Consider the following 26,099-nt stretch of genomic DNA (forward strand, 5'->3'; position numbering starts at 1 on the left):
TAATAAAAAGAATGTCATGTAACTGACATCCTTTTTTATTTTGTCGTAAGCATTAAGATTGACTTTCACTTTGGAATACACTTGATGTCATATCATAAATGCAACTACTGTCCATAGTTGCGAACTTAAAAAAGCACCTCTTTTAAATATAACTATAACAAAATTCCATTCACTTTCTTTTCATCTATTTATTAAATTCAATTTGCATCATTTTATTAAACTGCGGAACAATATCGACCCCACCTATAGAGTTGAGACTGATAGCCAATGTATGTTTGCCTCCAATTACTCCCCCAGCAAAAGTTGTAAATCCAGGAATTCCTCCTCCATGCCCCCAAACTGAAACACCGTTTGGAAGTTTAGTCTCATAGATTCCAAGACCGTATGCGTCACCAACCCCTTTTCCTTCTATAGGAACTGTAGTAAGCATTTCTTTTAGCTCGCGTTCCTTCAGTAACTTACCACCGAGTAAAGATGAAAAGAACTTATTTAAATCATCCGCATTAGAAATCATATCTCCAGCTGCATTAGCTAAACTCGGATTATAATACGTAATGTCTTTCAACTCGCCTGTTCCTTCCATTTTCACATATCCACGAGCATGATTCTTTCCTGGGATGACGGGTGAATTTCCTGGTAAAAACGTATTTGATAGGTCTAAAGGTTCAATAATTCGCTTTTCGATTTCTTCCGCATAACTATTTCCAGTTATTTTTTCAATAAGCATTCCTAGTATTACGTATCCTGTGTTTGAATACAACCAGTCTTTACCCGGCGAGAAATCTGGAGGCAGCGAAAGGCCTATTTTCACTATTTCTTCTGCTGTATACGTTTTTTTCGAATTCATTATGTCCGCGTCTTTTGACTTTAAGTATTCAGCGATACCACTCGTATGATTCAAAAGTTGTCGTATCGTAATTTGATTACCATCATACCCATTTCCTTGCACGAGACCCGGTAGCCACTTTTCAATTGGATCGTCAAGTTGTAAGCGATTTTCTCCTACTAATTGAAGAATAGTCGTGGCAGTAAACGTCTTCGTCACACTACCAATCCGAAAGCGATAATCCGAATTCACCGGTTTCTTTGTACTTAAGTCCGCCACGCCTGCAGTAAAACTATTAGTTTTTCCGTTATTAGACGCCTTAGCTAATATTCCTACAGCACCAAGCTGTACTGTTTCCTGCATTACTTGTTTCCAGCCATTACGATTCTTTTGATCATGTACTTGTGACGAACTAGAAATATTTTGGGTTGACTCTGCAGTCACAGTAAAACCAGGTGTGAATAGAGCAGTACCCGCTAATAAAACTGCAAAACTTGCTAACTTAATTGAATTACATTTTTTCATAAGGCTTTCTCTCCTCCATTAATATCGGATTGATTCAGGCTATACTTTCATCCTATATGATAAATCTCTCTTTTTTCTTATCCATTCCTTACGAAATACTTACGTTTAAATTTAAATAGGGTAAACTGAGGAAGAGTTATGCATGCAAATAAAAAGAGAACATGTTTTCATTTTTTATGTAAACATGTTCTCTTAAACATTTAAAATTCTATATCAACTTTTCATCCTATTCTTTACACAACTAATTTATATTCCTTTTTACCAGCCCGCACTAGCATTCATACCATTTCCAATAATAGAAAGTAATAGCGGCCATAATACTGGTCCCAATGTAAGAAATACATTTAGAAGTATGAGCATTCTATATCCACCGGTGAAATTGTGATTTTTACGATTAACAAATGCTAAACTGATTAATGATATTATAGTTGTTAAAAATAATACTAACATTAGCAACCAATACCACACCATTAAACTAAGACTCCATGGTGTTAATAGCTCATGTATGATACAAAATGAGATTCCTAATACAGAAAAACTAAAACTAGTCACCGCTGTTTTTATAAGCCATTTATTTATTTTTTTATCGTATGTATTTTTACAATATAAATCTATTAAAGTATATAAAGATAAATATGCCATTAATACACCTATCCAAGACAATAACCAGTCTCCGTCCCCTTTGAATAATACGTACAGTAACCAACACATACCTACTGCAGAAAAAACAAAGGAAATAAGTATGCTTTTTAATACCGATTTCATTACATTTTCACACCCTTAAAAAACTTAAAAATTAATTATAGTTTATAAAAATTAAGTATAGGTTAACATGTAATGAAGTATAAGTAAATAATGTTAATTTTGTTTACCTATTTAAATACGGTTTCATATAAGAAAATAATTCATGTTAATCAAATTTCCGTATAAAAAAAGAAAAGGTGGATATTTATGTATCCACCTTCCCATCTCCCTCTACCCACTTCATTATTTCTTTCACATCTAAATCCGTATACGTCTTTTCCCCATAACGAACAGACTCATATAACGAGATAATATCCCTTGTTCTACAAATTCTTTTTAACCATTGTTGCATCGTTTCATAGGACCTTCTCTGTTCATGAAATGGTAATGTTCTTTCCCATTCAACTAACGTTTTTCTTATCTTATCTGTCGGTAACGGCTGTTCTAACTGATGAATGACTTTTTCATTCTTTATGCTTCTTACCGCAGTTTGCTTTGTGATCGATTCTTTCTCCTGTACTATTTCTGTTTTCGTCAATTTTTTTCCTAATATACTTGTAGATGGCATATATTTATTGATATTGCGATTATCACATAAAAAACTATTGTAATCCATACATTTGAAAGAACAAAAAAGCACGTCATTCCATAGACCTTCTCTTTCGAAAGGTTTGAAATTTTTTACCCCGTTTTCGTTCTTATACCTGTATCTTCTACTTCTTCATATTCATCTTCATCTATTTTGGAATCATCAAAATTTTCACCTATACTAGTAAAGTCATAATTTCTTTCCGATATTGTCTTAGTCTTACTGAAAAAACGCTCTTTTACTATGTCTTGTACATACACAACACCTTGTGATAACGTTATCGCACTAATCGCAAAGAAAAGTATGATTAAAGTTCTTACACTCCATAACTTCACTTTCATATGCCGCTTTTTATTCACCATGACATAAGCCCCTTCTTATTCTTTCATTACAATCCATTTATTCGTTCTACTGTATTTCTTTGGTGAAGTACCAATAATTAAAGGAACCGCATCCAGTTCCTTTCGACGAAAGCCTGCTGTGTAAAAGTAAGAAGAAGATATAGGCGTATCTTGGTCTGATATCGAGGCAAGTACCTTTAATACATTTTGCAAATGTTTCCGATTATCCCCATTTTTTATATGTAGCAAACCGTTATCTTTTACACTATTGATCCATACTTCAAACGAACAGTTTTGCATAAGAAGTTGTTTGCATATACCTGCTGTTAATTCAATTAGTTCCTCTATATCATTTCGCAAAGAAACACCACTTTTATTTTGCAAGTTGAGATAAATCGCGTATTTATCACATTGTGTTCGCTCATACTTTTTCGCAATTATTGTCCCTGTTTTCGCTGTTGCACTCCAGTGGATGGAACGAAAATCTTCATTTTCATAAGACTTTACTCCCATTACTTTCGTTTCATCATATAAGGGTGAAGACATCGCTTTTCGAAATCCTCGTGACCATTCTTGTAATTCAGGAACTTGTATTTTCGGAACAGCTGGTAAAACTAAATAAGAGGGCGTATCAACTTGTTTATATGTTATATGGTTCGTTATAAATCCAAAGAGATCAGTAATAACAATTTCAACTTCTTCCCATTTCGCGATGCCTCTTTTTAACGCTACAGCTTGCAAATCAAATGAAACTGACTCCCTTCCTTTTAAATTAAAATTCATATAATAATTTGAACCTGTACTATGATTTTTGTTTATTTCATCATGATTCCAAGTTAGCTTATTTTCACATTTAAATCGAAATACGATATTAAGAATAGGAAATATCGACTTGTTTGAAATTTTCATTTTGCACATATTCGTTTCACCTATAAAAACATTCGAATTCCCTTGACTGTATTCCCATTCAACACGAGATACTTTACGTATATATACATGCATAGCACCTATTAAAATTACATATAAAAATACGAGAGATAAAAACAGTAGATTACTTGAAAATACACTTAAAATAACGGCTACAACTGACATAACCCCCATTACGAAAGGCTCCGCTAAAGGTGTATACACAAGCTGTTGATTCATCGTACATTCTCCACTGGCACACTAATCGTATGAAGAATTTCTTTCATAATTTGTTCTTTCGTCGTTTTCATCTCTCCCTCAATTGTTAACGTTAAACGATGAGCACAAACGGATGCAGTGAGCGTCTTAATATCATCTGGCGTACAGTAATCTCTTTCATTTAATATTGCCCGTGCTTGAATCGCTCTCATAAATGCCAACGTTCCCCGAGGGCTTACACCAATTTCAATTAACTCATGGTTACGAGTTGCTTCAATAATTTCAAGAAGATAATCTTGCACATCATTCCCTACTAACACTTCTCTTGCACGCTTTTGCATCGTAATAATTTCTTCACTTGAAATAATAGAGTGTAATGTTTCTAACGGATCATTCATTTGAAACCGATTCATCATTTCCTTTTCAGCTTCTCTCGTAGGATAACCTTGGCGAATCGTAAGTAAAAATCGGTCTAATTGAGCATCTGGTAAAGGAAATGTGCCCGCTGATTCGAGTGGATTTTGCGTTGCTATAACTAAAAAAGGTTCTGGTAATGAATGTGTCTGTTTCGCAATTGTAACCGTACGCTCTTCCATAACCTCAAGTAACGAAGATTGTGTTCTCGGTACAGCTCGATTAATTTCATCCACTAATACGATATTTGCAAAAATGGGTCCTAACCTTGTTTTAAAATCCGATTCCTTCACATCAAAGTATTCAAGGCCAATAACATCTCCAGGCAAAGTATCCGCTGTAAATTGTATTCTTTGAAATTTGGCGTCCACACTTTTAGCCAAACTTTTCGCTAATGTTGTTTTTCCTGTCCCAGGTACATCCTCTAATAAAATGTGTCCTCTTGCTATAAGAGCTATAGCTGCCAGTTCAATCGATTCGTCTTTTCCTATAATAACCTTCGAAATATTATTAGTAATTTTCTTTAAATGTACTCATATATTATCTACCACCTTTTAATTATCTAAAAATTAAGAATATATTTTTTCCAAATTTTAACATGTAATTCGAAGATGAAATAGAGTGAAAATGAATCTTTTATTTTTTCTTCATTGCACGCAAAAAAGCACCTATTGTCGTATATTGACAATGAGGTGCTTAACTCAATCCAACAGCCTTCTTTCCCTCTAATTTTTAGTAACAATACATCCTTTTTACTCCCACGCATACATTGTTTTCAATTAACTAGTAAAATGCATTCTAATATTACATATAATAAAAACCATTTCGATTTGTTCGTTATAGAACTTCCTCTACATCGACACTCTCAATCTTCACTTCATACATATTTGGGATGCTTGCTTCTTTTGGTACCCATGCATAATAATTTTGATCATTTTCTAATATAAATTGAACTAACTTTGTTTCTGAAACATTCCAGAAATTTTTAAGATTATCAATGTAGTCTTCTAAATCGTCTTTATAGTCCAGTTGTAATATATAATCTCTTACCGTCAGGGCAAACACAATTAAACTTCCTAATAGATTTTTTTGCTCATTTTCTTCTTCATACTCTTGTGGTAAGAACCACACTTGACCTATTCCTATCGTTTTTTTGTATTTTTCATAAAAACTACTATCATCCATATTCTCATAATCATGTATTAATTCATTGACCAATGAATGCCATTTTGGCGGAATAATATTTTCCAATGCAGGATTATGTTCAATTCCTTCTACTATATCCTCGATTTCTTCTGTCTCATCTTCATAGTGATATTCACTTAGGTCTATATGCTTGAATTTCATTTCATTTTTATAATGTGCCAAATCATATGGATAATGATTATTATCTTTTAAACTTGTATCATCAAGTCCGAGTATCTTTACTATTGCAGCTGTCTCAAAGCTCCAATACCCCACATATCCAGGTTCTTTATGTGCATTTTTCCATTCATAATCATAATGGCCTTTAAACCATTCTTTCTCCATGTACGTTTGCAATCTTTTAGACGCTTCTTTTTTATCTGTTTGTGCAAGTTCTATAATCTCTCTCGTTTTTGCATATGGATTTTCTTTATAATATCTATTCGTCATTTTTGTGTATCCAATATCACTAGCGCATAAGAGGAAATCAATTACTGCGTCGTTCATATTTTCCTTCTCAACTAGTTTAGCTAAACTTACAAGATTCTTTTTCTCCGTCTCTAATAAAATCCCTAGAGATATCATCCAAATTAGATTTAAATATCCAACTTCTCTTTCCCCTATATGCCCCAAATCAATGAGGGCATTCTCAAAATCTGCTTCCATTGTATGGATATTTTCTCCTAAAGAGTATTTCGCAATAATATCATCCAACGCATAATTAAAATTTGATAGATAGGTTCCTTCTATAATACTATTATTGTCATTAGGATACCTTTGAATACCATTTTTTTCATCTTCTTTTAAACTTTTAATTTTAACTCTATTTTTTTCAATAAACTTTTTATGATATTCTATTCCTTTTTTACATTTTTCTTCTATACATAAATGATCTCTCATATCATTCAATTCCCCCTAGTTTTTAAAATTATGGCCATTCTCCAATTATGTCTCCCTTTGTATCTATTCTAAATGTTTTCACATTCCCACTACTATCGACTTTTGATAGTACTCTTTCTACTGCACCGTTTTCCAATGCATCCTTAATCTCTTCTGCTAATACTTCATCTCCATCAACAGCCTTCAATATCCTACTTTTTCGCGTCTTCGCACCATTCAACCAATCATTTGACATTTGTCGTCCATCTTTAGTTTTTCCTAATTGTGAACTACCAAATTTAGCTTCATCTATAACGTATTTGATCTTTGATTCTGCATTTGTATTTTCGTATAATCCATCAATTCCTTTTACTATTTTATCATTTATGCCTGATGGTGCACTTTTTCCGACTGGCTTTAAATCAAATCCAGCTTCTTTTAAACTTTGATTATTCAATAAATTGTCACTAGATTTTATTTCACCATAATTACCTTTTTGCTTATTTGTAGCTGTTTTTGCATCAAAATTATCTACATTTGTATTTTTGTTACTGCTAGGTTTACCCTTACCACCATCTTTAGACTTCGCAAACTTATAATAAGCTTCTATTAATTCGCCTTGAGGTATTTTGGTTACGATAGTTCCACCAATACTAGAGAATGCATAGGAAGCCTCTCTCTTAAATGATTGTAACATTTCAAGCGTAGGCTTCAATTCTTTTGCTAGTTTTACTGCATTAGCAAATGTACTTACTCCACTTGATGCTTTTGCTCCTTTTGTGATATGGCCTACTTTATTTAGTGCCCTATCGCCTAATATTGTGGTAGCTACTTGTGTTAATCCATAGGTAGTCAATTCTGTACGACTCTCTGCATCTCCCTCTATCATATCTCGTTTTATTTTATTTGAAAATGCATGCCACATATTTTTTGCAGTTTCATCCAAATGGAAAAGTGCATAGGTTACATTAATAAAAGTTCCTATGTCCATATTACTTAAAGCTATTGCGGACTCGATTTCATCACCAATAGCTTTCCCCGATCCTCTTTGAATAGCTTCCCACATCTTTTTCGCTGTTTCAAACGTGCCAACTATACTGTCTGTCGCATCGTCCCAAGCATTTCTAACCGGAGATTTCTTCTCAATTATGTTATTTGTTTCTATATCATTAATTGACTGATCATTTTTTCGAGCTGTTTCTTCTATAATCCCCTGAATCGAACTCACCCAATCCATATTCAACCCTTGTGTACTAAACGTACCACTCACAGGACTAAATCCTTTCCCGCTTTGCACTTCAGCGAGTCCGGCTGTGATGCTAGCTGCTAATTGGAGAGCGGTGCTGTAGTTGTTGCTGGATGAATGATTGAATTCATATAAATGCTCTAGTTTTTCTTCCAGTTTTTTTCTCATTGCTCTTAATACCGTTACAATTGCACCTACTCCGGGCATTGGTGTAAGTACTTCTATTGCTTCTATACTTGTAATCGATTGATTAATTCCCCTTATTTGTTCTCTTATTTCTTGTTCAATCACATCTGTCGAAGCAACTTTCGCTTGGAACTCATTTGGAAATGCTTCGTTTTGGCGAATTAATTCTTCACATAAGCATATAATTCCTTGCGCTAATGGCCGAAATGTTTGGACAAGGTAGGATTTTGCACTACTGTATGTTTGTCCTTGTAATACTGTGTCTATCGCAAAGGCATCAATAGATTGAATGACTTGTTCCATACTTTGAATCGTAGCATTACATATAGCGTTCATACTTTGAGTTTGACTTTGTACTTCTCCCAAATACATGTTTAAACTCATGTATTGGCCTCCCTTTGTAGTTGCTGCTGTTCATAGGAAAGGTCGTTTTCTTTCTCACTGAGATGCCGTTTTTCTTTAAGCAACGTCTCTTTTTCATTTTCTAATTCGAATGTAAGTTTTCTTTCATACTGTCCGATTTCTTGCCGCATATTCGTAAAAAGGTGAAACACTTCTTTGTCGCCGTGCCAAGTTTCTAGTATTCGGTTAAATAAACGATTACTTCTATTTTTCCATTCATGAAAACTAGCCTCAGCTCGTTCTTGATTTTGCAGCGCGATTCGGTTTTCATTTTGTTCTTCAAATATAATTCGTAATTTTTGATTACATTGATTGATTTTCGTTTCAATTTCTTGACTCATCTTTTCCCCCTACCTTTTCCCCTTTACGTAGGTTGTTACATTATTGAAAAGTCTTTTGAAGTCCTGTATCCATTTTCTCAAATTCATTTGCTACGGAATGGATATTATCAATTGTTTGTTGAAAAGCAGTACAAAATTGTTTCGTGATCTGTAAATTTTGTTGATTTGCTTCTTGTGCCTTGAAGTTCACAGATAGTGTAGTACGCGTTGCCTTATTTATAGAGCGACTAGTAGCACTTTTCATTCTATCTGAAGCATTTCTCATTTTCGTTGCAAGTTGCGTTGCCGTATGCAAATTACTTTGAAATTCTCCCATTACTTGCTCCTCTCTACCTTTTATTTACAAGAAAATTATACCACGGAAAAATATCCCAATAAACCGAATGTTCGAATTTAACATACAATTCAGCACTGTTACTGAGGATACGAGCAACGCTTATCTATCAACATAACTGATTCCAAAATGGATTCTACTTATACAAAAAAGATGACTTCAGCCATATGCTAAAGTCATCTTTTTCTACCTTATTATTTTACTAACTCTCCATTATAAGCTTTTATATCAAGAGGAGCAGTTAAAAATTGTGCTGCTTTACTAACGAAAGATGTGAAGTGTTCACTCGTATTATGGCTCGCAACTGCTGCTTCATCTTTCCATACTTCTACCATCGTATAAACACTTTCTTTTTCTGTATCTTTATATAAGTCATAAGATACATTGCCACTTTCTTCTCTTGAACCATGAATGAGTGGCTGAATTTCTTCTAAAAATGCTTGTTGTTTTGCTGGGTCTACTTGAAATATTGCGTGAATAATAATCATGGTGCTTCCCCTCTCATCTTTCACTTATTGAAGTTCTTTTATAAAATTATTTCCACTCTGCAACTTTTTCAATTGGAAGACGTACTGATTGGTAACCACTGTCTGCAGCTTTCCCGATTGAAATTAACATAACTGGTACATAGCTTTCTTTATCTAGTCCAAATGCTTCTGCGATTTGATCTTTCTCAAATCCACCAATTGGACAAGTGTCATAACCGTGCGCACGAGCTGCTAGCATAAATTGCATTGCTACAAGACCACCGTCAATTAATACCGTATCTTTCATTACTTCTGGTGTAACCATAGAGAAGTAAGCTGAAAGTTTTTTCATTTGATCTTCTTTTACTTCTGCTGGCATAAGTCCACGCTCTACTGCTGTACCGTAAATTTCTTCTGCGTTATCAAAGTTGTTTAAATCACCAAATAAAGCAATCATTGCTGAAGACGTTTCTACTTGAGATTGATTGAATTTCGCAAGTGGCGCAAGTGTTGCTTTCGCTTCGTCACTTTCAATCACTACGAATCTCCATGGTTGCATGTTTACTGAAGATGGTGCAAGTGTTGCTTCTGTAAGAATTTCTGTCATTTCTTCTTTGCTAATTTTCACTGAAGGGTCGTACTTACGAATTGAACGACGTCCTGTTAAAATTTCGTTAAAATCATTTGTTTTTACTGAGTTAGTCATAGTTGTATTCTCCCTTTTTTATAATTCTTTTATATTTTCTTGAATGTGATTTAACATATTTAAAAGATTATCGCGTTCTTCCTCACTTAATCCTTTAAATGCAGATGCTGCAAAACGTTCTTTTTCTTCTTGAAACGCCTGAATTTTATTTCGCCCCTCTTCAGTAAGAGAAACTAACGTAATTCTGTTATCATCTGGATTTTTACGTCTTACAATCATTTCATTGGCCTCAAGCTGCTTTAAATGCCTTGTTATCGCAGCATTATCAATATTCACTTCTTGCTGAAGTGCTTTTTGACTAATTTCACCTACTTCAAATAATTGAAGTATAAGCTCTAATCGAGACTGGCTCATACCCGTACACCCTTCAAATTTCGAACTTACTTCTTTATTTAGAAAGTGTAATTTATATACAATAATCGCTTCTTTTGAGCATGAACTTGTCAAATTACCCCTCCTTTACAATCAAAATAAAAACATTTGATGTATCAATAGTTGATATGTCAATTAATATAATCTATATCGATTTAGAATGCAAGCATTTTGTTTTCATTTTATTTTTTCCAAATTAAGGCGCTTTGTAGCGTTACAAATAATGTTAATTGCACTATAATAGTAATAATTTAAATGACTGGAGAGTGATTGATAATGCGGCAATACACAAATAGAAATGAGGAAATGAAAATGGAAAATGAAATGAGGATATTCATAAATGACAACAATAAATATAGGGATTGTCGCGCACGTAGACGCTGGCAAGACGAGTTTGACTGAGCGTATTCTTTATGAAACGAATGTGATTAAAGAAATTGGCCGAGTAGATAGTGGTAATACACAAACTGACTCAATGGAATTAGAAAGACAACGCGGAATTACGATTAAAGCATCTGTCGTTTCTTTCTTTATTGATGATGTAAAAGTAAATGTCATTGATACACCTGGACACGCTGATTTTATCGCTGAAGTGGAGCGATCATTCCGCGTTCTAGACGGTGCGATTTTAGTTATCTCTGCCGTTGAAGGTGTGCAAGCACAAACAAAAATTTTAATGCGAACATTACAGAAACTAAACATACCGACTATTTTATTCGTTAATAAAATTGATCGTAGTGGCGCAAACACTGAAAAAGTTATGAAACAAATAAAAGAGGTTCTTTCAAATGAAGCATTCCCCTTCTATTCTGTTCTAAACGAAGGAACGAAAGAAGCCCAGATCATTGAATACAAATCATATGACGATTGTATGGAACTGTTAGCACCATTTAATGAATCGTTACTTGAATCATATGTAAATAACGAAATAATACCGGACGCACTATTAAGAGAAAAACTAGAACAGCAAATACAGCAAGCAAATGTGTATCCAATCTTTTTCGGTTCAGCAATGACAGGTATAGGAGTTTTTGAAATACTTGAAAAACTTCCGGCCCTAATGCCAGCTCTTACATCGGCACAAGAGGAACCATTATCTGGTGTTGTTTTTAAAATTGAACGTGAACCTTCTGGAGAAAAGGTTGCGTATATAAGAGTTTTTTCAGGTAGCTTACATGTTAGAAAATATGTTGATATACAGCGCGATGAGTCTCTACCACATAAAGAAAAGATTAAAAAAATGTGTATGTTTCATAGCGGAAATGCTGTTCAATCTACTATCGTTCCTAGCGGAGAATTTTGCAAAGTGTGGGGACTGAATGATATAAAAATTGGTGATATTATCGGTGAACGTACGGATTATATAAAAGATATTCACTTTGCCGAACCACAAATGGAAGCAGCGATTGATGCGGTACCTAAAGAGCGAATTCATGATTTATACGCTGCACTTATGGAACTCTGTGAAGAAGATCCACTCATTAAAGTGTGGAAAGATGATGTTCATAATGAACTTTATATTCGCCTTTTCGGTGAAGTACAAAAAGAGGTTATCGAAACAACACTTTATGAGAAATATAATTTGCAGGTTACTTTTTCAAATACGCGAGTTGTATGTATCGAGAAACCAATTGGCGTAGGCAATTCTGTTGAAGTAATGGGTGAAAAAGAGAATCCATTTTACGCAACAATCGGATTCAAAGTTGAACGTGGTGAACTTAATTGCGGCATAACATATAAATTAGGTGTTGAGCTCGGCTCACTACCTTTAGCATTTCATAAAGCGATTGAAGATACGGTATTTCAAACGTTAAAACAAGGATTATATGGATGGGAAGTTACAGATATTATCGTCACGTTAACACATACTGGTTATGCTAGTCCTGTTACAACAGCGAGTGATTTTAGAAACTTAACACCACTCGTACTAATGGGTGCTTTAAAGAAAGCTGAAACATATGTATATGAACCAGTAAACGAGTTTGAATTAACTGTACCGAAGCAGGCAATTAGTACCGCAATGTATAAGCTCGCTGCCGTTCCAGCAACTTTTGCAGAGCCTATATTATATAATGATTCTTACCAATTAACAGGATCATTACCTGTTGCGAAAACAGAGAATTTTAAACGCATGCTTCATTCATTTACAGAAGGAGAAGGCATATTTACAACGAAGCCAGCTGGTTTCACAAAGCTTATGGCTCCCTTCCCTACTCGAAAACGTGTTGATTATAATCCGCTGAATCGTAAGGATTATTTACTTCATGTTTTGAAGGCTTATTAAAGTAAAAGAGGTGCAATTCGCACCTCTTTTGCATGTATTAATAGGTTAGTTTGTCCTAACAACTTCTTTAAGTTTTCCTATTATTTTCGCTATAGCCTCAATTGAATTTTCCGTTTCATATCCCCCAACATTTACAGAATGATTTGCATTTTTGACAACTTCAATCTGTAAATTCGTTTTATGTAGCTGATCAACTTGATCTGCATTGTATTGATGATCTTTATCCCCCATAACTAAAAACCCTTCGTGATTACTATGCAAGATAGAATCAAAAATCGTATCAAACGTCAGTAACGGTGTCAGTAATATCATTTTCGACTGTAAAAACTCTTCTCTCTTCATTAAATCATTCGCAATTGGAATTGTTCCGAGTGACTTCCCTAAAAATATAGTATCGTTGTATTGCTCAGCTTTTAATACTTCCTTCATTACAGGATTAATATCATCCATCATTATTTTTGTTACTTCTTCCATTGGTTTATTCATTACTTGTTCGTCGTAAGAATAATGAATATGTACAACATCAATTTTATGTTCAAGCATAAGCATCGTCGCGTAATAAAATAACGGCTTATCATAATTGTATCCTGAACCTGAAAACATAAAGCAAACCGTACTAGAACCTTTTTCGATATGTGTGTAATAAATTACTTTGTCATTTATATGTATCTCTTTTTTAATCCCCTTCATCCTTTTCTCCTCCGAATACATTTAATCTTGTAAAATGATATGTTCTGTATGAACTGCTATATTCTTTACTTTCTCTTTTATAAATGCAGGCTGTAAATTATATGCATGTAACTCTTCTACCGGCACCCACTTAAACAAATATGTTCTATCCTCTTCTTCCAAAATATATTGATCCGCTCCATTTGCAGGTAATTCATGTAGCTCTACTTCATAATAAAAACTAATCTCATGAAACTTTTGCTCAGAAAGTGTAAAGAAATTTTCTACTGACCATATTAATCTCTTCCCTTTAATAGGAGCAGCTAGTTCTTCTGCAAGTTCCCGTTGTAACGCATCCTCACTGTTTTCTAACATTTTCACTCTTCCGCCCGGTACGTACCAAAAATCTTCACCGTCACCTTGCAGAATAAGTATTTTATTATCCTGTTTACAAATTGCTCCAACGCGGTAATTAAAACATGTTTCCTCAACTTTAAACGTAAGATCCATCCGTAACGCCCCCTTATATAAATATCGAATTATTACAAAACAATTATGTAATTACTGTACAAATAAGGTTACTAAATTTATCCACTCCATTCAATGGTTTTTGAATTTTCTAAACTATTATTTTTCATCATTACAAGTGTATATACATATGTTACAATCATATTGCACACTAGAAAACATTATGGGGGTACGGATGGAAACGTTATTAATCCAGCAAACTGAGAAATCAAATAAGTTTTGGAAAATCGTTGTGAAAGAAAAAGACTATGTTGTGTTTTACGGAAAAATTGGCACAGCTGGCAGTGTGAAAGCGAAAGAGTTTGAAACAGAAGAAGAATGTATGAATGAAGCTAATAAACTAGTTGCTTCCAAACGTAAAAAAGGATATATAGACCCGTTGCCTGGGGAAGATTACATAAAAGAAAAAACGATAACCGAAGAAGAATTTTGGGAGCTACTTCATCGTGCAAAAACGAAAGGTGAGGACCAAGAAGAACAAATAGAATGGCTTACTTCTCACCTTGCTAAACGTACAGTACATGAAATTGTAGCTTTTGATACGCATATGCATAGCCTTTTGAAAGACTCCTATACCTCCCGTTTATGGGCAGCAGCCTATATTATTATGGGTGGCTGTTCAGATGATACTTTCGATTACTTCCGCGGATGGTTATTATATCAAGGAAAAGAGACATACGAAGCTTGTATTGAAGATCCAGAACGATTAATTCCTGTATTAGAAAATTTGAGTGAGTATGACGTCCCAGAAATAGAAGAACTTTCTTTATATTTCGGTTTCACTGTATATGCAGAAAAAACTGGTGACGAAGATGATACTTACTTTACACTTTACCATGTCTTATCTAATGAAGAATTCGACGATGTAGATTTTGAATTTGACTGGAATGAAGACGATGAAGAAGGTTTAAAAAAGGTGTTTCCTAGGCTATGGGAGATGTATGGGGAAGAACCGATTGAGTGGTAGATTAATTATTCGTGAAAAAGTGCCTTGTTTCTTTAGTAACAAGGCACTTTTTTTGATACTATATTTAAATTATCATCTTTCCACTCTCCCACCACTCCATAAAAGTCTTTAAAGAAGGAGCAACCCACGTTCTACTATCATTTTCATGGTTCCATACATATATATCATCTCTTTGTACTTTTCCATTCAAAATAGAATAGCCAAACAAATCACCATTTCCCCCATCAGCAAAAAATAATAAACAGTCAAAAGGCATGTATAAATCCTTAAAATCAACTATATTTCTCATACTCATATTTTCAGTTTTAATTTTTGAAGCAGACCATATAAAGTCACCGTATTCACCTTCTATACCGTTTGTTTCCTGTAATAATTGATATAAATCATTCGGTAACTCCACATGTAAACATTTTTGTATATCAGTAAGTTCATCCTTCGTAGCTGGGTTTTTCAAGCTTAAATTTGATGAGATACTGTGAATGGTGTCTTTCCACATCACCTTTTCCTCCTTATGTGCAATCAAGCATATTCAAAGAACTCCGCTAAATTTATTGATACCATCTTTCTAACAATTCCTTCTCCCTTTCGCCTGAAATACCTGCTTTTAATTCCCATTCGTCTGTACTCTTCATCCACTCATACACGTCTGTAACTGTCTCTTCTATTCTTCTAAAAGTAAGCCCTTCTTTCACAGCATTCTCGATACTTATAGTAAACCCGCCTTTCCACGGCTTCGTTTCCCCTTCTAATGAAAAAATTTCTGGAAGCCATAAAGGCATTTCTGTCCAAGGCTGCACATTATGTTCATTCATAAACGATTCCTCTACCCAAACGAATTCAGCATCACTATTCATAACTTTTTTACACGTATTTAATAGCTCTTCCATCGTCAAATCATAATTTGGACCTGTTACATTGAATGTACCTGCATTTTTGTTTTCTGCCATGTTTAGTCCCCAATTTGCGACGTCTTTTATATCAACTATCTGCACTGGACGGTCTTTTCTTCCTGGAACTAACACCTTACCTCCTTTTGCTACACGCTGAATCCAGTATGGAAGTCGATCTGTATAATCAAACATTCCTGAAAGAAGTCCTGCTCTTACGTGTAATACACGCCCCGGCCAATACTTCTCTGCTTCTTTTTCACATAATACTTTCAGTGCACCATAATACTCATAAGGTGAAACTTCACCATTCTCTACAGCCTTTATTTGATCATCCGTCGGTTCAGGTTGTAATATATAGTCTTCTTTTATGTCATGCAGAATCCAATCTTTATATACGGAAAGGCTTGAGATGAATACATAGTGTTCAATATTATCATTGAGCACTTCTCCAACATTCCTAATATGATGTGGAGAAAATCCACACGTGTCTATGACAACATCCCACTTTCGATTTTTTAAACTTGATACATCGTTATTTCTGTCACCGATTAACTGCTCCACTTCAGGAAAAACTTCTTTGTTTGTTCCGCGGTTAAATAACGTAACTTCATGCCCTCTCTGTAAAGCCTCATCTACAAATGCTCTTCCTAAAAATCGTGTACCGCCTAGAATTAATATCTTCATAGTTCTCCCCCATTCGTGATTAATAACCCTTCCTAATGTTTAACGATTTTTTATTGAGGAAAGTTACGGGGAGCGTTTAAATTTTTCTACAAGCTCACCATTACTCTGTTAAAAGTATATACTCTTTGATTAATCTCCATCTATCATTTGCTTCTGGCACAACTTCAGAAGCCATCACCACCACCAATTCCTTCTCTGGAATACAACAAATCATATTCCCCCCATCACCCATAGCACAGTATGAAAAGATTCCATCTTCTTCTCGTAACCACCATAAGTAACCATATTGATTTTGGTTCATTTCTGTCGATTCTTTTATCCATGATTTTGATAGAACTTGTTTTCCATTATGAATACCTTCATTCAAATACATCTGTCCAAACTTAGTCATATCCCTAACCGTTAACGTTACTCCCCAGCCACCTGTCGAAATACCATTTGGATCGTGAACCCATCCTTTCACATCTTTTCCGAATAAGTCATCAAATCCAAATGCTTTCATATTGTAGTTTGGAATTTCTCTCATGCCGAGTGGCTGAAATAAGTATTCATTCGCAAATTCACGTGCATTTTTTCCTGTTGCATTCGTAATAATCGCTGATAGTACATGCGCTCCTGCAGATGAATATTTAAAAGCCCCAATTTCTCCGCCTTGTCCTATCCTATTTAACGTATACTGTACCCAATCTCGTTGCATACATAGTTCTTCTAACGGCTCCTGCCAGCCTACGAAAGGATGTGGAGCTGTCATTGTCAACAGATGTCGTACTGTTATTTCAGATGAATTAACGTTATATTCCGGGAAAAATTCTATTACTCTTTGATCAACGCTTTTTATATAGCCCTTATCTATACATATCCCAATTAGCGCAGAGATTATCGTTTTTGTGACTGACGCTATGTGAAATGCATCACCTGGACCGTAACCGTTATAATATTTTCCAAAAATAACATTACCTTTCTGCACTACTAACATACCATTCATATTTTCATATTCTTCTTTTATAATCTGATCTAACTTTTCAGCAGTTTTCATTATTCCTTCCCCTTTAACCTATAATTAAAAAGGTTCGATAGGTACATATATATCAACTATATGTTTATGCTTTGGATGCTGCTTTGGGTCATTTCTATATACTTCAAAAGGATACGAATCTCTCGGTTTATATCCGCTATTTGGAAGCCACTCACCGTATATAAAGTCCCATGCTCCTTTATATTCATCTTGGCATATTTCAAAATGTCCTACTGCATACTTTCCAGAAGGTATTACCATTATTCCAACGTCGTTCGTTTCTACTGTGGATTCATCTGAAATTGTTACACATAAACTTGTTCTTAAATGATAGTCCTCAGTAAATTCATGATGATCGTGGTAAATGGTTAATACTTTCGTATCCTCAAATACATGATAGTTTTGCTTAGCTGCGTAATGAAATAATTTCTCTATCATTTTCGGAAAAGCTATAGTTAACTCTTCATATGTACCGATATGTCTTATGTATGCGACGTTTATATTGTCTGCTGTTACAATTTCAACATTTCCTCGAACCTTCTTACATTCATTGTATTGAGGAATTCCCCTTACGTCTTTGCAATTCTTGCTATTGTCGTTTCGATATTGAGATGGACTTACGCCGTAATAATTTTTAAATGTTCGGGAGAAAACTGCTGAATCTGTGAATCCGAAGTGATACGCAATATCTGTAATCGTCATATCTGTCCGATATGTAAGTAGATGTGTTGCCCTTTCTAACTTCAATCGGTTTACATACCGTGATAATGACTCGTTTACTATCCCCTTAAAAATCCGATGAAAATGAAACTTTGAAAATCCTGCTACATCCGCTAACTCTTCAATTGAAAGTGAATCATTTATGTTTGATTCTATATAATCTTGCACTTTATAAATGCGTCGTAAGTATTCATTTCTACTTTGTTTACTCTCCATACTTTTAGCTCCTCACAACAAAAAGAACCATCCTAGAATACTTTTAGGACGGCTTTCTATTCGTAATAGATTCTTCCATATTTTATTGTTAAATCGATATAATTTCACTATATTTTTTAAGCTGATGGTAATGTGGCGTTATCCTAATTTAATTTAAAGAAATAACTATTTTTTTATAGCCCTACGCAAGTTAATAATATTATTGGGATTTAGCTCCCATTGTCTCATAAGTTCTCTTTGTCTTGTTTTTAAGTCTTCAAATGGTTCTTCCACCATGTCGATTTTATTAAATTTCCCTTCGAAAACTAAAGCATTTTTTATCTTTTTATATCCACCAAAACCTAAGTCATCATTTAGTAACCAGACTACTCTCTGTATTTTTGCAAATAAAATACCACCTGTACACATTGGGCACGGTTCCAACGTGCTATAAATAGTAAACCTCTCATTTTTTATTTTTGCATCAAACATTGCTTCCCCTGCATTGCGAATAGCGTCTAACTCTGCGTGAGCTGTTATGTCTTTTTCTGGATGCACTCTATTCCTTCCTCTTGCAATGACATTATTATTTCCATCAACAATAACTGCTCCTACTGGATATGTATTTTCTTTTAATGCCTTTTCTGCTTCTTCCAATGCCATCTGTAAAAAATATCTATCCCTCTCAAAATTCATATAGATCCCTCTTTTTTAGATGAAATTATGTTATGGAAATTCCTTTCGACTATCATACTAGCTTCTATCAAGCTAACAAAGTCAGCTATTCTTTATGCAACGGATAACATTTTCATATACATTTAACTCAGTGGGTTTTGGTAAAGCTTATTTTTCTACACATTTTTCAAAAATAAAACTCTACTACCGCCATTCCCATCATAATTTGTATGTACCGATACACCCTCTATCTCATCATCCCCAGCCTCAATTTGAAAGCCAATCTCCCTATGAAACTGTATCGATTTTTTATTAACTGGTGACGTGATTGCTTTTACAACTTTACGGTTATTTGCACGTGCGACATCAAAGAAATACGAATACAATGTCGATGCAATTCCTCTTCTTCTATACTTCGGATTGACACCGATAAAATGAACGTACGCTTCCTCTTTATGCGTTTGTGAGAAGAATCCGCATAAGAAACCTAACGTTTCTCCCTCTTCTTCAATAATAAAACTCGTTTCTTGAAAGTGAATGAAGAACAATTTTGGCAACATGACAGCCATGTCTCTCCCGCCCCACCAATCATTTAAAACAGAATAAATCTTTACATAATCTTCCCCTTGGATGTTTCTTACTCGCATATGTTTCTCCCTCTCACTCACTTCATTTTTTCATAAATTTTAATGACTGTTTCTACTAATAGGATGAATACCCATATCCCGCAAAATACGAGAACTGACTGAAATATAGAACCTAGCATAAAAATACTTATTAAACCTAATTCTGGCCCTGAAATGGGCATTTCATCAAATCCTATATTATGTATAAATGGACCAGTTGAAAAAGCCATTAAAATAGATCCTATTAAATAAATCACACTCATTATTTTGAATATTTTTATAGAAAGATACAAAGTTTGTTTTTCTTCCACTTGTGATAATTCTATTTCTCCACTCGCAATTCCTTTTTGTAAACAGTCCTCACATAGAAATTCTTCCTTAATTTTTTTACCACCGTGCAATGTACCTGTAATTTCTTTACAGCGCGAACACTTTCGATTTATCATTTTGTTATCACTCCAATCTCGTAAGATTATACTTATACAATTCTGTTTTTACCTTATTATTCCTTTTGTGTATTTTATAGAGAGGTGACGTGTTTTATGATATCTAAACTTATTTTTGGTTATAAAAAGCCTACTGAGCAATATGTATTACGGCCTAGTTGTTATGCAATTATTTTTAACTCAACTTCTTCAAACATTGCTATTATCCAAAAAGGAGACCGTTATTTTTTACCTGGTGGCGGTATGGAAGGTACCGAAACAAAAGATGAATGCTTACATCGTGAACTACTAGAGGAATTAGGATGGGCAATTGAAATTAATCAATATATCGGTGATGCAATGCGATATTTTTATGCGGAAAAAGAAGATACATATTATTTAAACAATGGATTTTTTTATATTGCGAACATGGTGCAGACACAAACTGAAAACTGTGAGGAAGATCATGTTTTGCGGTGGATGTCTCCTTTACTTGCTGTAGAGCTTCTCATTCATGATCATCAAAAATGGGCTGTTGAACAAGCGCTTTTATTACAAAAACCAAAAGGATCTCCTTCTATATGAAAGAGATCCTTTTTATTGTTAACTTACTTTTTTCAAATTGAGAGCTGGCTTTTGAATTCCACCCTTTTTTACAACATATAAGCCGATAAAGATTATAAGTCCGCCAACGAGTTGCATCATGTTGATTTGCTCTCCGATAGTTACTGCCGCGAAGATAACTGCGAACAATGGTACAAGATACATATAAACCATTACTTTCGTTGAGCCTATTTTACTAATACCGACATACCACATTGCAAGTCCGAAGATTGTCGCGAAGACGATTGAATATGCTAGAGACCCCCAGCTTGGCATGTCTACTGGCCACGTTAATGTATTTACGTTGAATAAACAATATACAACGAGAGGTACAATTCCAATTAAAGTTGACCAAGATGTGACTCTCATTGCGGAATATTTTGTTATAAGAGGTTGCGCTAATATTGGATACCATCCCCACGCAATCGCTGCGACTAATCCAATTATGTTTCCGAGCCACGCATATTCGTAAGTAGTTCCTCCTGTATGTCCTGTTAATAAAACGAATGCTGCACCAATAAACGCTACTATTGAACCAATTTGTACTTTCATCGAAAAACGTTCTTGTTTGTGCAATACTGCTAATATCCCTGTAAAAATAGGTGACATCGCAATTAATAATGAGGCGTTCGTTGCTGAAGTATATTTCACAGATAGCATAAACATCGTTTGATACATTGTCGTACCAACGATACCGACTGCTACTAATCGTAACCAATCTTTTCTGTCAATACGTAATGAGCGTTCCATTAAAAATGTAATAAGTAATAATACCGGTGATGCTACTAAAAATCGTAAACTATTAAATTGAATGGATGACATATATGCCACTCCATACTTTCCTATTGTATAATTTGCTCCCCATACTAATGCAACTGATACTAGGAGCCATTCCATTTGCCATCGTTTCATTCGAATCTCCCCTTCCCTATTTAGCATAGTAAAATTGGCTGGATATAACACCGTCCAATTGGCTGTTTTTTTACCCAGCCAATTTGCTATACTTGATGTATATAAGAGATACGGAGGCGTTTTTTATGGAATGGAAACTAGATAGTGACAGTAAAATCCCTATTTATCAGCAAGTTGTTGACTTTATTGAAAAACGTATTACATATGGAGAACTTCCTCCAGGAAGCTTCCTCCCTTCAGAACGGAAATTAGCTACGCAGTTAAATGTAAACAGAAGTACAGTAACGACTGCTTATAATGAACTACGTGCTATGGGAATTGTAGAGAGTACGACTGGTAAAGGAACACGCGTGAGTACACATATGTGGGGTGTTTCTCCAACATTAACGCCGAACTGGAGAAATTTCGTAGAAGGTGGTACTTTTTTACCAAACTTACCACTACTTCGCCATATTCGGGCAGAAGTACAACAAAATGAAAATATTATTGATTTTGCAAACGGAGAGCTCGGTTGTAATCTTTATCCCCACGATCAACTACAAGCGATTTTACGTGAACAACCGTTAACGCATTCATTAAGTTACGATCATCCGCAAGGCTATCTCCCGCTAAGACAAGCGGTCGTAAAATATATGAAGGAATATTTAAAAGTTGAGGCGACTGAACAATCCATTATGATTACATCTGGCGCACAGCAAGCACTTCACCTTATCGTGCAATGTTTATTAAATCCAGGTGATGCTGTTGCTTTCGAAAGTCCTTCACACTGTTATTCCCTGCCTCTATTCCAATCAGCAGGTATTCGTATTTTCCCATTACCTGTTGATGAACACGGCATTAACCCAGATGATGTACAGGAGTTATATAGAAAGCACCGCATTAAAATGATTTTTTTAAATCCAAATTTCCAAAACCCTACGGGGACGATGCTTCATCCAAACCGTAGAAAAAAACTATTATCACTTTGTGCAGACTTACGAATTGCGATTGTGGAAGATGATCCGTCTAGTTTACTTACGCTAGAAAAGAAACAACCTTGCCCTACTTTGAAATCAATTGATGAAAATGGAACTGTCATTTATGTACATTCTTTATCAAAAATGATTGCACCAGGCTTACGAGTTGGTTGGCTCGTTGCCCCGCAGTCTGTAGTAGAAAGGTTATCCGACGCAAGGCACCAAATGGAATTAGGTATGAGCATTTTCCCACAGTGGCTTATGCAACAATTTTTTGAAACTGTACCATTTCAGTCGCATATCGTACCGTTACGAAAACAACTAGCAGAAAAAAGAGACGTTATCGTCCACGCTCTAAACGAGCAACTTCATGATAAAATCTCTTTTTCAAATCCGACCGGTGGAATATACATATGGGGAAAATTAAAAGAACCGATAAACGAAAAACAACTTATTATGCAAAGTTTAAAACAAGAAATTGCTTTTATGCCAGGTAGTATTTTCGGCGCAAAAGATGGTTATATACGTTTATCTTATGGAAAAGTGAATATTAGTCAAATTGAGGAAGGTATTTCTCGTTTGCGGGAGGCTATTTTGGTTTGTGAAAAATAACGTGAGATAAAGCTTTCTCGTTTGACAAAAGAAAAATCTACCATTATTATCAACACGAACCTAGTTATAGGAGTGATAAAAATGAAAATTTACGTTGATGCAGATGCTTGTCCTGTAAAAGATGTAATTATTTTTGAAGCTACGAATGCGGAAATTCCTGTTACACTCGTTACTAGTTTTTCTCATTATTCTAATGCAGAGCAGCCGAAAGGTGTGGAAACAATATATGTTGATTCCGGAGCAGATGCTGCTGATTACCGAATTATGCAGTTAGCAAAAAAAGAAGATTTAATCGTAACACAAGATTACGGTCTTGCTTCGCTCGCTTTAGCAAAAGGCTGTATCGTACTACACCATAAAGGCTATAAGTATACGAATGATAACATTGAACAATTGTTACAAACACGATATTTAAGTGCAATGGTTCGAAAAAGTGGTAAGCGTACAAAAGGACCGAAACCATTTACAGCAGAAGATAAAGAGAAATTTAGAGCGCTCTTTAAAAGTATGATCGCACTTTAAAAATGAATCGTCTATTTGCTAGGAAAACTTCGCAAAACAAAGAAGAGAATATCCAAATGAACATTCTCTTCTTGAGGTTTACCCGTTTAAAATGAAGGTAAATTATCTAAGTTATTTTCTTTTATTCCATCCGGTTCACTACGTATAATATCTCTGCCATACTTATGAAATACGTCCACATGAGCTAACTTCCCTGATTTCGCTTCATTAAGAGCAGTCATATAATCTAACTCTCTCCCGCTACTTGTTTTAAAAGCAATCAAATCACCTTCATCATTTTTACGAACAGCAACAATTTGTTCTGCTCCTGAAGTAACTTCCTGAGCTATTTCAAATTGAGCTTGCTCTTCCCCTTGATGTAAATAATCATTATACACTTTTTCAAAATCTTTTTTGTCCATTAAACTCACCTCCAACACATTTTATTAGTATGGTTGGGAGGTATTGGTTTTATGTAATTTTCTCTAAACTTTAGTATTTTCAAATGAAAACATTGTCCCCTCACTATTTGATTGTAAAGTGTATTTTATATCAAACATCTTTGATATATCTTCAATATTTTTCAAACCAAGTCCTGTTCCTTTACTATTTATATCGAACCCAATCCCATTATCTCTAAAATAAACAATATCTTCATCTATAATGATTTTAAGTTTTTTAGCTTTTGAATGTTTAAGGACATTTTGAAAAATATTATCAAATAGCCTTTGAATCCATAACTCATTACTATTCCATATCAACTCTTTATCTTGTGGATTATATACTAATTCAATTTTATGAATGTTATACAAATAGCTCCATTTTTTAATCATATTTTCTATTAAATTATGTATATTCACTTCATCATGCACAATATAAGTATTCTCTAAGGTTTCGGTAGATTGCATATTAAATTCGTTAGTTAAATCACTTATATATTGTATCTGCTCATACAGTGATTCAAGTACTGGTGCTTGTTCCTTGTACTCACCTTCTAAATAATATAATTGTAATCTGACCGCTGTTAAGGGTGTATTAATATCATGCCGTAATTTATTTAATAGTTCCTTTTTTATTTGTTCCTGTTGTTGTAGTTCCAATTCTCGATAAGTTGTTCTTTCTATAAGCAAGTTTACTGATTTAATCAGTTCTCCCATTTCATCATCACTTTTAACATCTATTATATTAGGGATTTTTTTATCACTCGCCAAATCTCGAATTGTTTGATTTAATATATTAATTTTATTTAATACGGTGTTAATCGACCTTGAAAATACAAAAGCTAATACTAATAGTGATAACAAAAATATGATTAACATAGTAGGATATGCATAGGAGTCGTGAAAAGGGATGTTCTTATTTTTAGTTTTAAAGACAGCATTATAAATAACTGATACAAAGATACTAATCAACAACAATAACAGTGGTACGCTAATAATAGCGGAGAATAATAGTAACTGATATTTTTTCTTTAAGTTCATTTCTTCATATAGGTATTTAATCTATACCCTTCTCCATATATGTTCTGAATAATATCACCTGTTTTATCATCAATTTTGGTTCTGATTTTCTTTATATGTACGTTCATGATATTTTGATTTCTATCTTCGAGTTGCCATAGGTAATCATAGAAGTGCTCTTTCGATAAAATTCTATCTCTATTTTCATATAAATAGAAGAATATTTTACGTTCAATTGCTGTAAAAGCAACTTCATTACGCAAATCATTAATAAAAACTCTTTTATATTCTGCATCTATAAATACATGGTTAATTTGCGTGAACGTACCATATTGATTACCTAACATTTTCTGAATCCTTAACAACAACTCTCTAGGGTCAAAAGGTTTTATCATGTATTCTTCTCCAATAGTTAAACCTTTTAGTTTACTATCCATATCATTCCTTGCTGATAGAAATATAATTGGAATATTTAATCCTAGATTTTTTATTTTCTTTGTAATTTGATAACCATCTTCGCCTGGTAACATAACATCCATTACGACTAAATCTATTTCATGAATTATATCAAGAACTTTCCTTCCCTCTTTCTCCCAATACACATTATACTTCTCACACTGTAAAATTTTTTGTAATAAATCTCCTATAATTAAATCGTCTTCAACAATTAATATGTTATATACTTTCATTATGTA

29 protein-coding genes and 1 pseudogene are annotated in these 26,099 nt (G+C 34.3%); 5 read left to right on the forward strand and 25 right to left on the reverse strand.

What is annotated here, in order from left to right; genetic code table 11:
- Positions 1 to 184: 184 nt before the first annotated feature.
- The 12 genes and pseudogenes from BC_RS15080 to BC_RS15135 form a co-directional block, all read right to left on the reverse strand.
- Positions 185 to 1,351 carry a serine hydrolase domain-containing protein gene (locus BC_RS15080; RefSeq protein ID WP_000710628.1) on the reverse strand — a complete coding sequence of 389 codons (1,167 nt, stop codon included), beginning with the start codon at positions 1,349 to 1,351 and terminating at the stop codon, positions 185 to 187.
- 258 nt (positions 1,352 to 1,609) lie between these two features.
- Positions 1,610 to 2,116 carry a DUF3902 family protein gene (locus tag BC_RS15085; RefSeq protein ID WP_000843831.1) on the reverse strand — a complete coding sequence of 169 codons (507 nt, stop codon included), beginning with the start codon at positions 2,114 to 2,116 and terminating at the stop codon, positions 1,610 to 1,612.
- Between the two features lie 184 nt (positions 2,117 to 2,300).
- Positions 2,301 to 3,046, reverse strand: a pseudogene (locus BC_RS28335) (signal peptidase II).
- A gap of 15 nt (positions 3,047 to 3,061) precedes the next feature.
- Positions 3,062 to 4,171 (reverse strand): DUF58 domain-containing protein, encoded by a 1,110-nt coding sequence (locus BC_RS15095; RefSeq protein ID WP_001075939.1) that lies wholly within the window; start codon positions 4,169 to 4,171, stop codon positions 3,062 to 3,064.
- The gene (locus BC_RS15100) at positions 4,168 to 5,082 is read right to left on the reverse strand and encodes an AAA family ATPase (protein ID WP_164928346.1); all 915 of its coding nucleotides are present in this window, start codon (positions 5,080 to 5,082) and stop codon (positions 4,168 to 4,170) included. The genes BC_RS15095 and BC_RS15100 overlap by 4 nt, the downstream gene beginning before the upstream one ends.
- A gap of 319 nt (positions 5,083 to 5,401) precedes the next feature.
- On the reverse strand, positions 5,402 to 6,649 hold the full coding sequence (locus tag BC_RS15105; protein ID WP_001204628.1) for a PoNi-like cognate immunity protein: 1,248 nt from the start codon (positions 6,647 to 6,649) through the stop codon (positions 5,402 to 5,404).
- A gap of 28 nt (positions 6,650 to 6,677) precedes the next feature.
- A complete protein-coding gene (locus BC_RS15110; protein ID WP_000056125.1) occupies positions 6,678 to 8,444 on the reverse strand; it encodes a T7SS effector LXG polymorphic toxin in 1,767 nt (588 codons plus the stop codon).
- Positions 8,441 to 8,803 (reverse strand): DUF3958 family protein, encoded by a 363-nt coding sequence (locus BC_RS15115; RefSeq protein WP_000076584.1) that lies wholly within the window; start codon positions 8,801 to 8,803, stop codon positions 8,441 to 8,443. Before BC_RS15115 ends, BC_RS15110 begins: the two co-directional genes overlap by 4 nt.
- Positions 8,804 to 8,843: 40 nt before the next feature.
- Positions 8,844 to 9,119, reverse strand: a complete 276-nt coding sequence (locus BC_RS15120) for a TIGR04197 family type VII secretion effector (RefSeq protein ID WP_000503635.1) — start codon at positions 9,117 to 9,119, stop codon at positions 8,844 to 8,846.
- Positions 9,120 to 9,331: 212 nt separating this feature from the next.
- A complete protein-coding gene (locus BC_RS15125; protein ID WP_000583804.1) occupies positions 9,332 to 9,625 on the reverse strand; it encodes a putative quinol monooxygenase in 294 nt (97 codons plus the stop codon).
- Positions 9,626 to 9,671: 46 nt separating this feature from the next.
- The gene (locus BC_RS15130; protein ID WP_000185393.1) at positions 9,672 to 10,310 is read right to left on the reverse strand and encodes a nitroreductase family protein; all 639 of its coding nucleotides are present in this window, start codon (positions 10,308 to 10,310) and stop codon (positions 9,672 to 9,674) included.
- A gap of 18 nt (positions 10,311 to 10,328) precedes the next feature.
- Positions 10,329 to 10,757 carry a MarR family winged helix-turn-helix transcriptional regulator gene (locus BC_RS15135; RefSeq protein ID WP_000204183.1) on the reverse strand — a complete coding sequence of 143 codons (429 nt, stop codon included), beginning with the start codon at positions 10,755 to 10,757 and terminating at the stop codon, positions 10,329 to 10,331.
- Between the two features lie 265 nt (positions 10,758 to 11,022).
- On the opposite strand from BC_RS15135, the gene BC_RS15140 reads away from it, so the two are divergent.
- Complete coding sequence (locus BC_RS15140; protein WP_000207808.1) at positions 11,023 to 12,966, forward strand: elongation factor G; 1,944 nt, start codon at positions 11,023 to 11,025, stop codon at positions 12,964 to 12,966.
- 45 nt (positions 12,967 to 13,011) lie between these two features.
- Here the strand turns inward: BC_RS15140 and BC_RS15145 are convergent, their stop codons facing one another.
- Positions 13,012 to 13,656 (reverse strand): hypothetical protein, encoded by a 645-nt coding sequence (locus tag BC_RS15145; protein ID WP_000676199.1) that lies wholly within the window; start codon positions 13,654 to 13,656, stop codon positions 13,012 to 13,014.
- Between the two features lie 21 nt (positions 13,657 to 13,677).
- On the reverse strand, positions 13,678 to 14,145 hold the full coding sequence (locus BC_RS15150) for an NUDIX hydrolase (protein WP_000366244.1): 468 nt from the start codon (positions 14,143 to 14,145) through the stop codon (positions 13,678 to 13,680).
- Positions 14,146 to 14,338: 193 nt separating this feature from the next.
- On the opposite strand from BC_RS15150, the gene BC_RS15155 reads away from it, so the two are divergent.
- Positions 14,339 to 15,130: a DUF4240 domain-containing protein gene (locus tag BC_RS15155; protein WP_000449124.1), complete on the forward strand. Its 792-nt coding sequence runs from the start codon at positions 14,339 to 14,341 to the stop codon at positions 15,128 to 15,130.
- A gap of 64 nt (positions 15,131 to 15,194) precedes the next feature.
- On the opposite strand, the gene BC_RS15160 is transcribed toward BC_RS15155, so the two are convergent.
- From BC_RS15160 to BC_RS15190, 7 genes are all read right to left on the reverse strand, one after another.
- On the reverse strand, positions 15,195 to 15,626 hold the full coding sequence (locus BC_RS15160) for an SMI1/KNR4 family protein (protein WP_000265342.1): 432 nt from the start codon (positions 15,624 to 15,626) through the stop codon (positions 15,195 to 15,197).
- 52 nt (positions 15,627 to 15,678) lie between these two features.
- Positions 15,679 to 16,704, reverse strand: a complete 1,026-nt coding sequence (locus BC_RS15165) for an SDR family oxidoreductase (protein WP_000697701.1) — start codon at positions 16,702 to 16,704, stop codon at positions 15,679 to 15,681.
- Between the two features lie 100 nt (positions 16,705 to 16,804).
- Positions 16,805 to 17,740: a serine hydrolase domain-containing protein gene (locus tag BC_RS15170; protein ID WP_000844656.1), complete on the reverse strand. Its 936-nt coding sequence runs from the start codon at positions 17,738 to 17,740 to the stop codon at positions 16,805 to 16,807.
- A gap of 24 nt (positions 17,741 to 17,764) precedes the next feature.
- Positions 17,765 to 18,655, reverse strand: coding sequence for an AraC family transcriptional regulator (locus BC_RS15175; RefSeq protein ID WP_000444280.1), 891 nt, complete (start codon positions 18,653 to 18,655; stop codon positions 17,765 to 17,767).
- Between the two features lie 165 nt (positions 18,656 to 18,820).
- On the reverse strand, positions 18,821 to 19,330 hold the full coding sequence (locus tag BC_RS15180; RefSeq protein WP_001008618.1) for a nucleoside deaminase: 510 nt from the start codon (positions 19,328 to 19,330) through the stop codon (positions 18,821 to 18,823).
- Positions 19,331 to 19,485: 155 nt separating this feature from the next.
- Entirely contained in the window at positions 19,486 to 19,956 is a 471-nt protein-coding gene (locus BC_RS15185; RefSeq protein ID WP_001266071.1) for a GNAT family N-acetyltransferase, read from the reverse strand.
- A 17-nt stretch (positions 19,957 to 19,973) separates the two neighbouring features.
- The gene (locus BC_RS15190) at positions 19,974 to 20,381 is read right to left on the reverse strand and encodes a DUF3980 domain-containing protein (protein WP_000610487.1); all 408 of its coding nucleotides are present in this window, start codon (positions 20,379 to 20,381) and stop codon (positions 19,974 to 19,976) included.
- Positions 20,382 to 20,477: 96 nt separating this feature from the next.
- Between BC_RS15190 and BC_RS15195 the strand changes: the two genes are divergently transcribed.
- On the forward strand, positions 20,478 to 20,945 hold the full coding sequence (locus BC_RS15195; protein ID WP_000623963.1) for an NUDIX hydrolase: 468 nt from the start codon (positions 20,478 to 20,480) through the stop codon (positions 20,943 to 20,945).
- A gap of 18 nt (positions 20,946 to 20,963) precedes the next feature.
- Here BC_RS15195 and BC_RS15200 read toward each other — a convergent pair whose 3' ends face one another.
- Positions 20,964 to 21,875 (reverse strand): DMT family transporter, encoded by a 912-nt coding sequence (locus tag BC_RS15200; RefSeq protein WP_000832962.1) that lies wholly within the window; start codon positions 21,873 to 21,875, stop codon positions 20,964 to 20,966.
- A 125-nt stretch (positions 21,876 to 22,000) separates the two neighbouring features.
- Between BC_RS15200 and BC_RS15205 the strand changes: the two genes are divergently transcribed.
- Together BC_RS15205 and BC_RS15210 are read left to right on the forward strand one after the other, a co-directional pair.
- Entirely contained in the window at positions 22,001 to 23,443 is a 1,443-nt protein-coding gene (locus BC_RS15205) for a PLP-dependent aminotransferase family protein (RefSeq protein ID WP_000454916.1), read from the forward strand.
- Between the two features lie 81 nt (positions 23,444 to 23,524).
- Positions 23,525 to 23,965: a YaiI/YqxD family protein gene (locus tag BC_RS15210; RefSeq protein WP_000708761.1), complete on the forward strand. Its 441-nt coding sequence runs from the start codon at positions 23,525 to 23,527 to the stop codon at positions 23,963 to 23,965.
- Positions 23,966 to 24,051: 86 nt separating this feature from the next.
- Here BC_RS15210 and BC_RS15215 read toward each other — a convergent pair whose 3' ends face one another.
- The 3 genes from BC_RS15215 to BC_RS15225 all read right to left on the reverse strand — a co-directional run bounded on the left by BC_RS15215 (position 24,052) and on the right by BC_RS15225 (position 26,093).
- Positions 24,052 to 24,366: a DUF3892 domain-containing protein gene (locus BC_RS15215; RefSeq protein WP_000358161.1), complete on the reverse strand. Its 315-nt coding sequence runs from the start codon at positions 24,364 to 24,366 to the stop codon at positions 24,052 to 24,054.
- A 63-nt stretch (positions 24,367 to 24,429) separates the two neighbouring features.
- Positions 24,430 to 25,425: a sensor histidine kinase gene (locus BC_RS15220; protein ID WP_001049577.1), complete on the reverse strand. Its 996-nt coding sequence runs from the start codon at positions 25,423 to 25,425 to the stop codon at positions 24,430 to 24,432.
- Complete coding sequence (locus tag BC_RS15225; RefSeq protein WP_000870354.1) at positions 25,422 to 26,093, reverse strand: response regulator transcription factor; 672 nt, start codon at positions 26,091 to 26,093, stop codon at positions 25,422 to 25,424. The genes BC_RS15220 and BC_RS15225 overlap by 4 nt, the downstream gene beginning before the upstream one ends.
- Between the last annotated feature and the right edge of the window lie 6 nt (positions 26,094 to 26,099).

The sequence above is a fragment of the Bacillus cereus ATCC 14579 genome (genome assembly GCF_000007825.1).
GTDB lineage: Bacteria > Bacillota > Bacilli > Bacillales > Bacillaceae_G > Bacillus_A > Bacillus_A cereus.

Coding starts and splice junctions, on each gene's coding strand:
- BC_RS15110 (WP_000056125.1), bottom strand. CDS start 8,444: ATGAGTTTAAACATGTATTTGGGAGAAGTACAAAGTCAAACTCAAAGT.
- BC_RS15130 (WP_000185393.1), bottom strand. CDS start 10,310: ATGACTAACTCAGTAAAAACAAATGATTTTAACGAAATTTTAACAGGA.
- BC_RS15180 (WP_001008618.1), bottom strand. CDS start 19,330: ATGAATTTTGAGAGGGATAGATATTTTTTACAGATGGCATTGGAAGAA.
- BC_RS15170 (WP_000844656.1), bottom strand. CDS start 17,740: ATGAAAACTGCTGAAAAGTTAGATCAGATTATAAAAGAAGAATATGAA.
- BC_RS15195 (WP_000623963.1), top strand. CDS start 20,478: ATGATATCTAAACTTATTTTTGGTTATAAAAAGCCTACTGAGCAATAT.
- BC_RS15215 (WP_000358161.1), bottom strand. CDS start 24,366: ATGGACAAAAAAGATTTTGAAAAAGTGTATAATGATTATTTACATCAA.
- BC_RS15205 (WP_000454916.1), top strand. CDS start 22,001: ATGGAATGGAAACTAGATAGTGACAGTAAAATCCCTATTTATCAGCAA.
- BC_RS15080 (WP_000710628.1), bottom strand. CDS start 1,351: ATGAAAAAATGTAATTCAATTAAGTTAGCAAGTTTTGCAGTTTTATTA.
- BC_RS15150 (WP_000366244.1), bottom strand. CDS start 14,145: ATGGATCTTACGTTTAAAGTTGAGGAAACATGTTTTAATTACCGCGTT.
- BC_RS15140 (WP_000207808.1), top strand. CDS start 11,023: ATGACAACAATAAATATAGGGATTGTCGCGCACGTAGACGCTGGCAAG.
- BC_RS15225 (WP_000870354.1), bottom strand. CDS start 26,093: ATGAAAGTATATAACATATTAATTGTTGAAGACGATTTAATTATAGGA.
- BC_RS15220 (WP_001049577.1), bottom strand. CDS start 25,425: ATGAACTTAAAGAAAAAATATCAGTTACTATTATTCTCCGCTATTATT.
- BC_RS15160 (WP_000265342.1), bottom strand. CDS start 15,626: ATGTGGAAAGACACCATTCACAGTATCTCATCAAATTTAAGCTTGAAA.
- BC_RS15120 (WP_000503635.1), bottom strand. CDS start 9,119: ATGGGAGAATTTCAAAGTAATTTGCATACGGCAACGCAACTTGCAACG.
- BC_RS15095 (WP_001075939.1), bottom strand. CDS start 4,171: ATGAATCAACAGCTTGTGTATACACCTTTAGCGGAGCCTTTCGTAATG.
- BC_RS15210 (WP_000708761.1), top strand. CDS start 23,525: ATGAAAATTTACGTTGATGCAGATGCTTGTCCTGTAAAAGATGTAATT.
- BC_RS15165 (WP_000697701.1), bottom strand. CDS start 16,704: ATGAAGATATTAATTCTAGGCGGTACACGATTTTTAGGAAGAGCATTT.
- BC_RS15145 (WP_000676199.1), bottom strand. CDS start 13,656: ATGAAGGGGATTAAAAAAGAGATACATATAAATGACAAAGTAATTTAT.
- BC_RS15155 (WP_000449124.1), top strand. CDS start 14,339: ATGGAAACGTTATTAATCCAGCAAACTGAGAAATCAAATAAGTTTTGG.
- BC_RS15115 (WP_000076584.1), bottom strand. CDS start 8,803: ATGAGTCAAGAAATTGAAACGAAAATCAATCAATGTAATCAAAAATTA.
- BC_RS15190 (WP_000610487.1), bottom strand. CDS start 20,381: ATGATAAATCGAAAGTGTTCGCGCTGTAAAGAAATTACAGGTACATTG.
- BC_RS15085 (WP_000843831.1), bottom strand. CDS start 2,116: ATGAAATCGGTATTAAAAAGCATACTTATTTCCTTTGTTTTTTCTGCA.
- BC_RS15185 (WP_001266071.1), bottom strand. CDS start 19,956: ATGCGAGTAAGAAACATCCAAGGGGAAGATTATGTAAAGATTTATTCT.
- BC_RS15105 (WP_001204628.1), bottom strand. CDS start 6,649: ATGAGAGATCATTTATGTATAGAAGAAAAATGTAAAAAAGGAATAGAA.
- BC_RS15175 (WP_000444280.1), bottom strand. CDS start 18,655: ATGGAGAGTAAACAAAGTAGAAATGAATACTTACGACGCATTTATAAA.
- BC_RS15200 (WP_000832962.1), bottom strand. CDS start 21,875: ATGAAACGATGGCAAATGGAATGGCTCCTAGTATCAGTTGCATTAGTA.
- BC_RS15125 (WP_000583804.1), bottom strand. CDS start 9,625: ATGATTATTATTCACGCAATATTTCAAGTAGACCCAGCAAAACAACAA.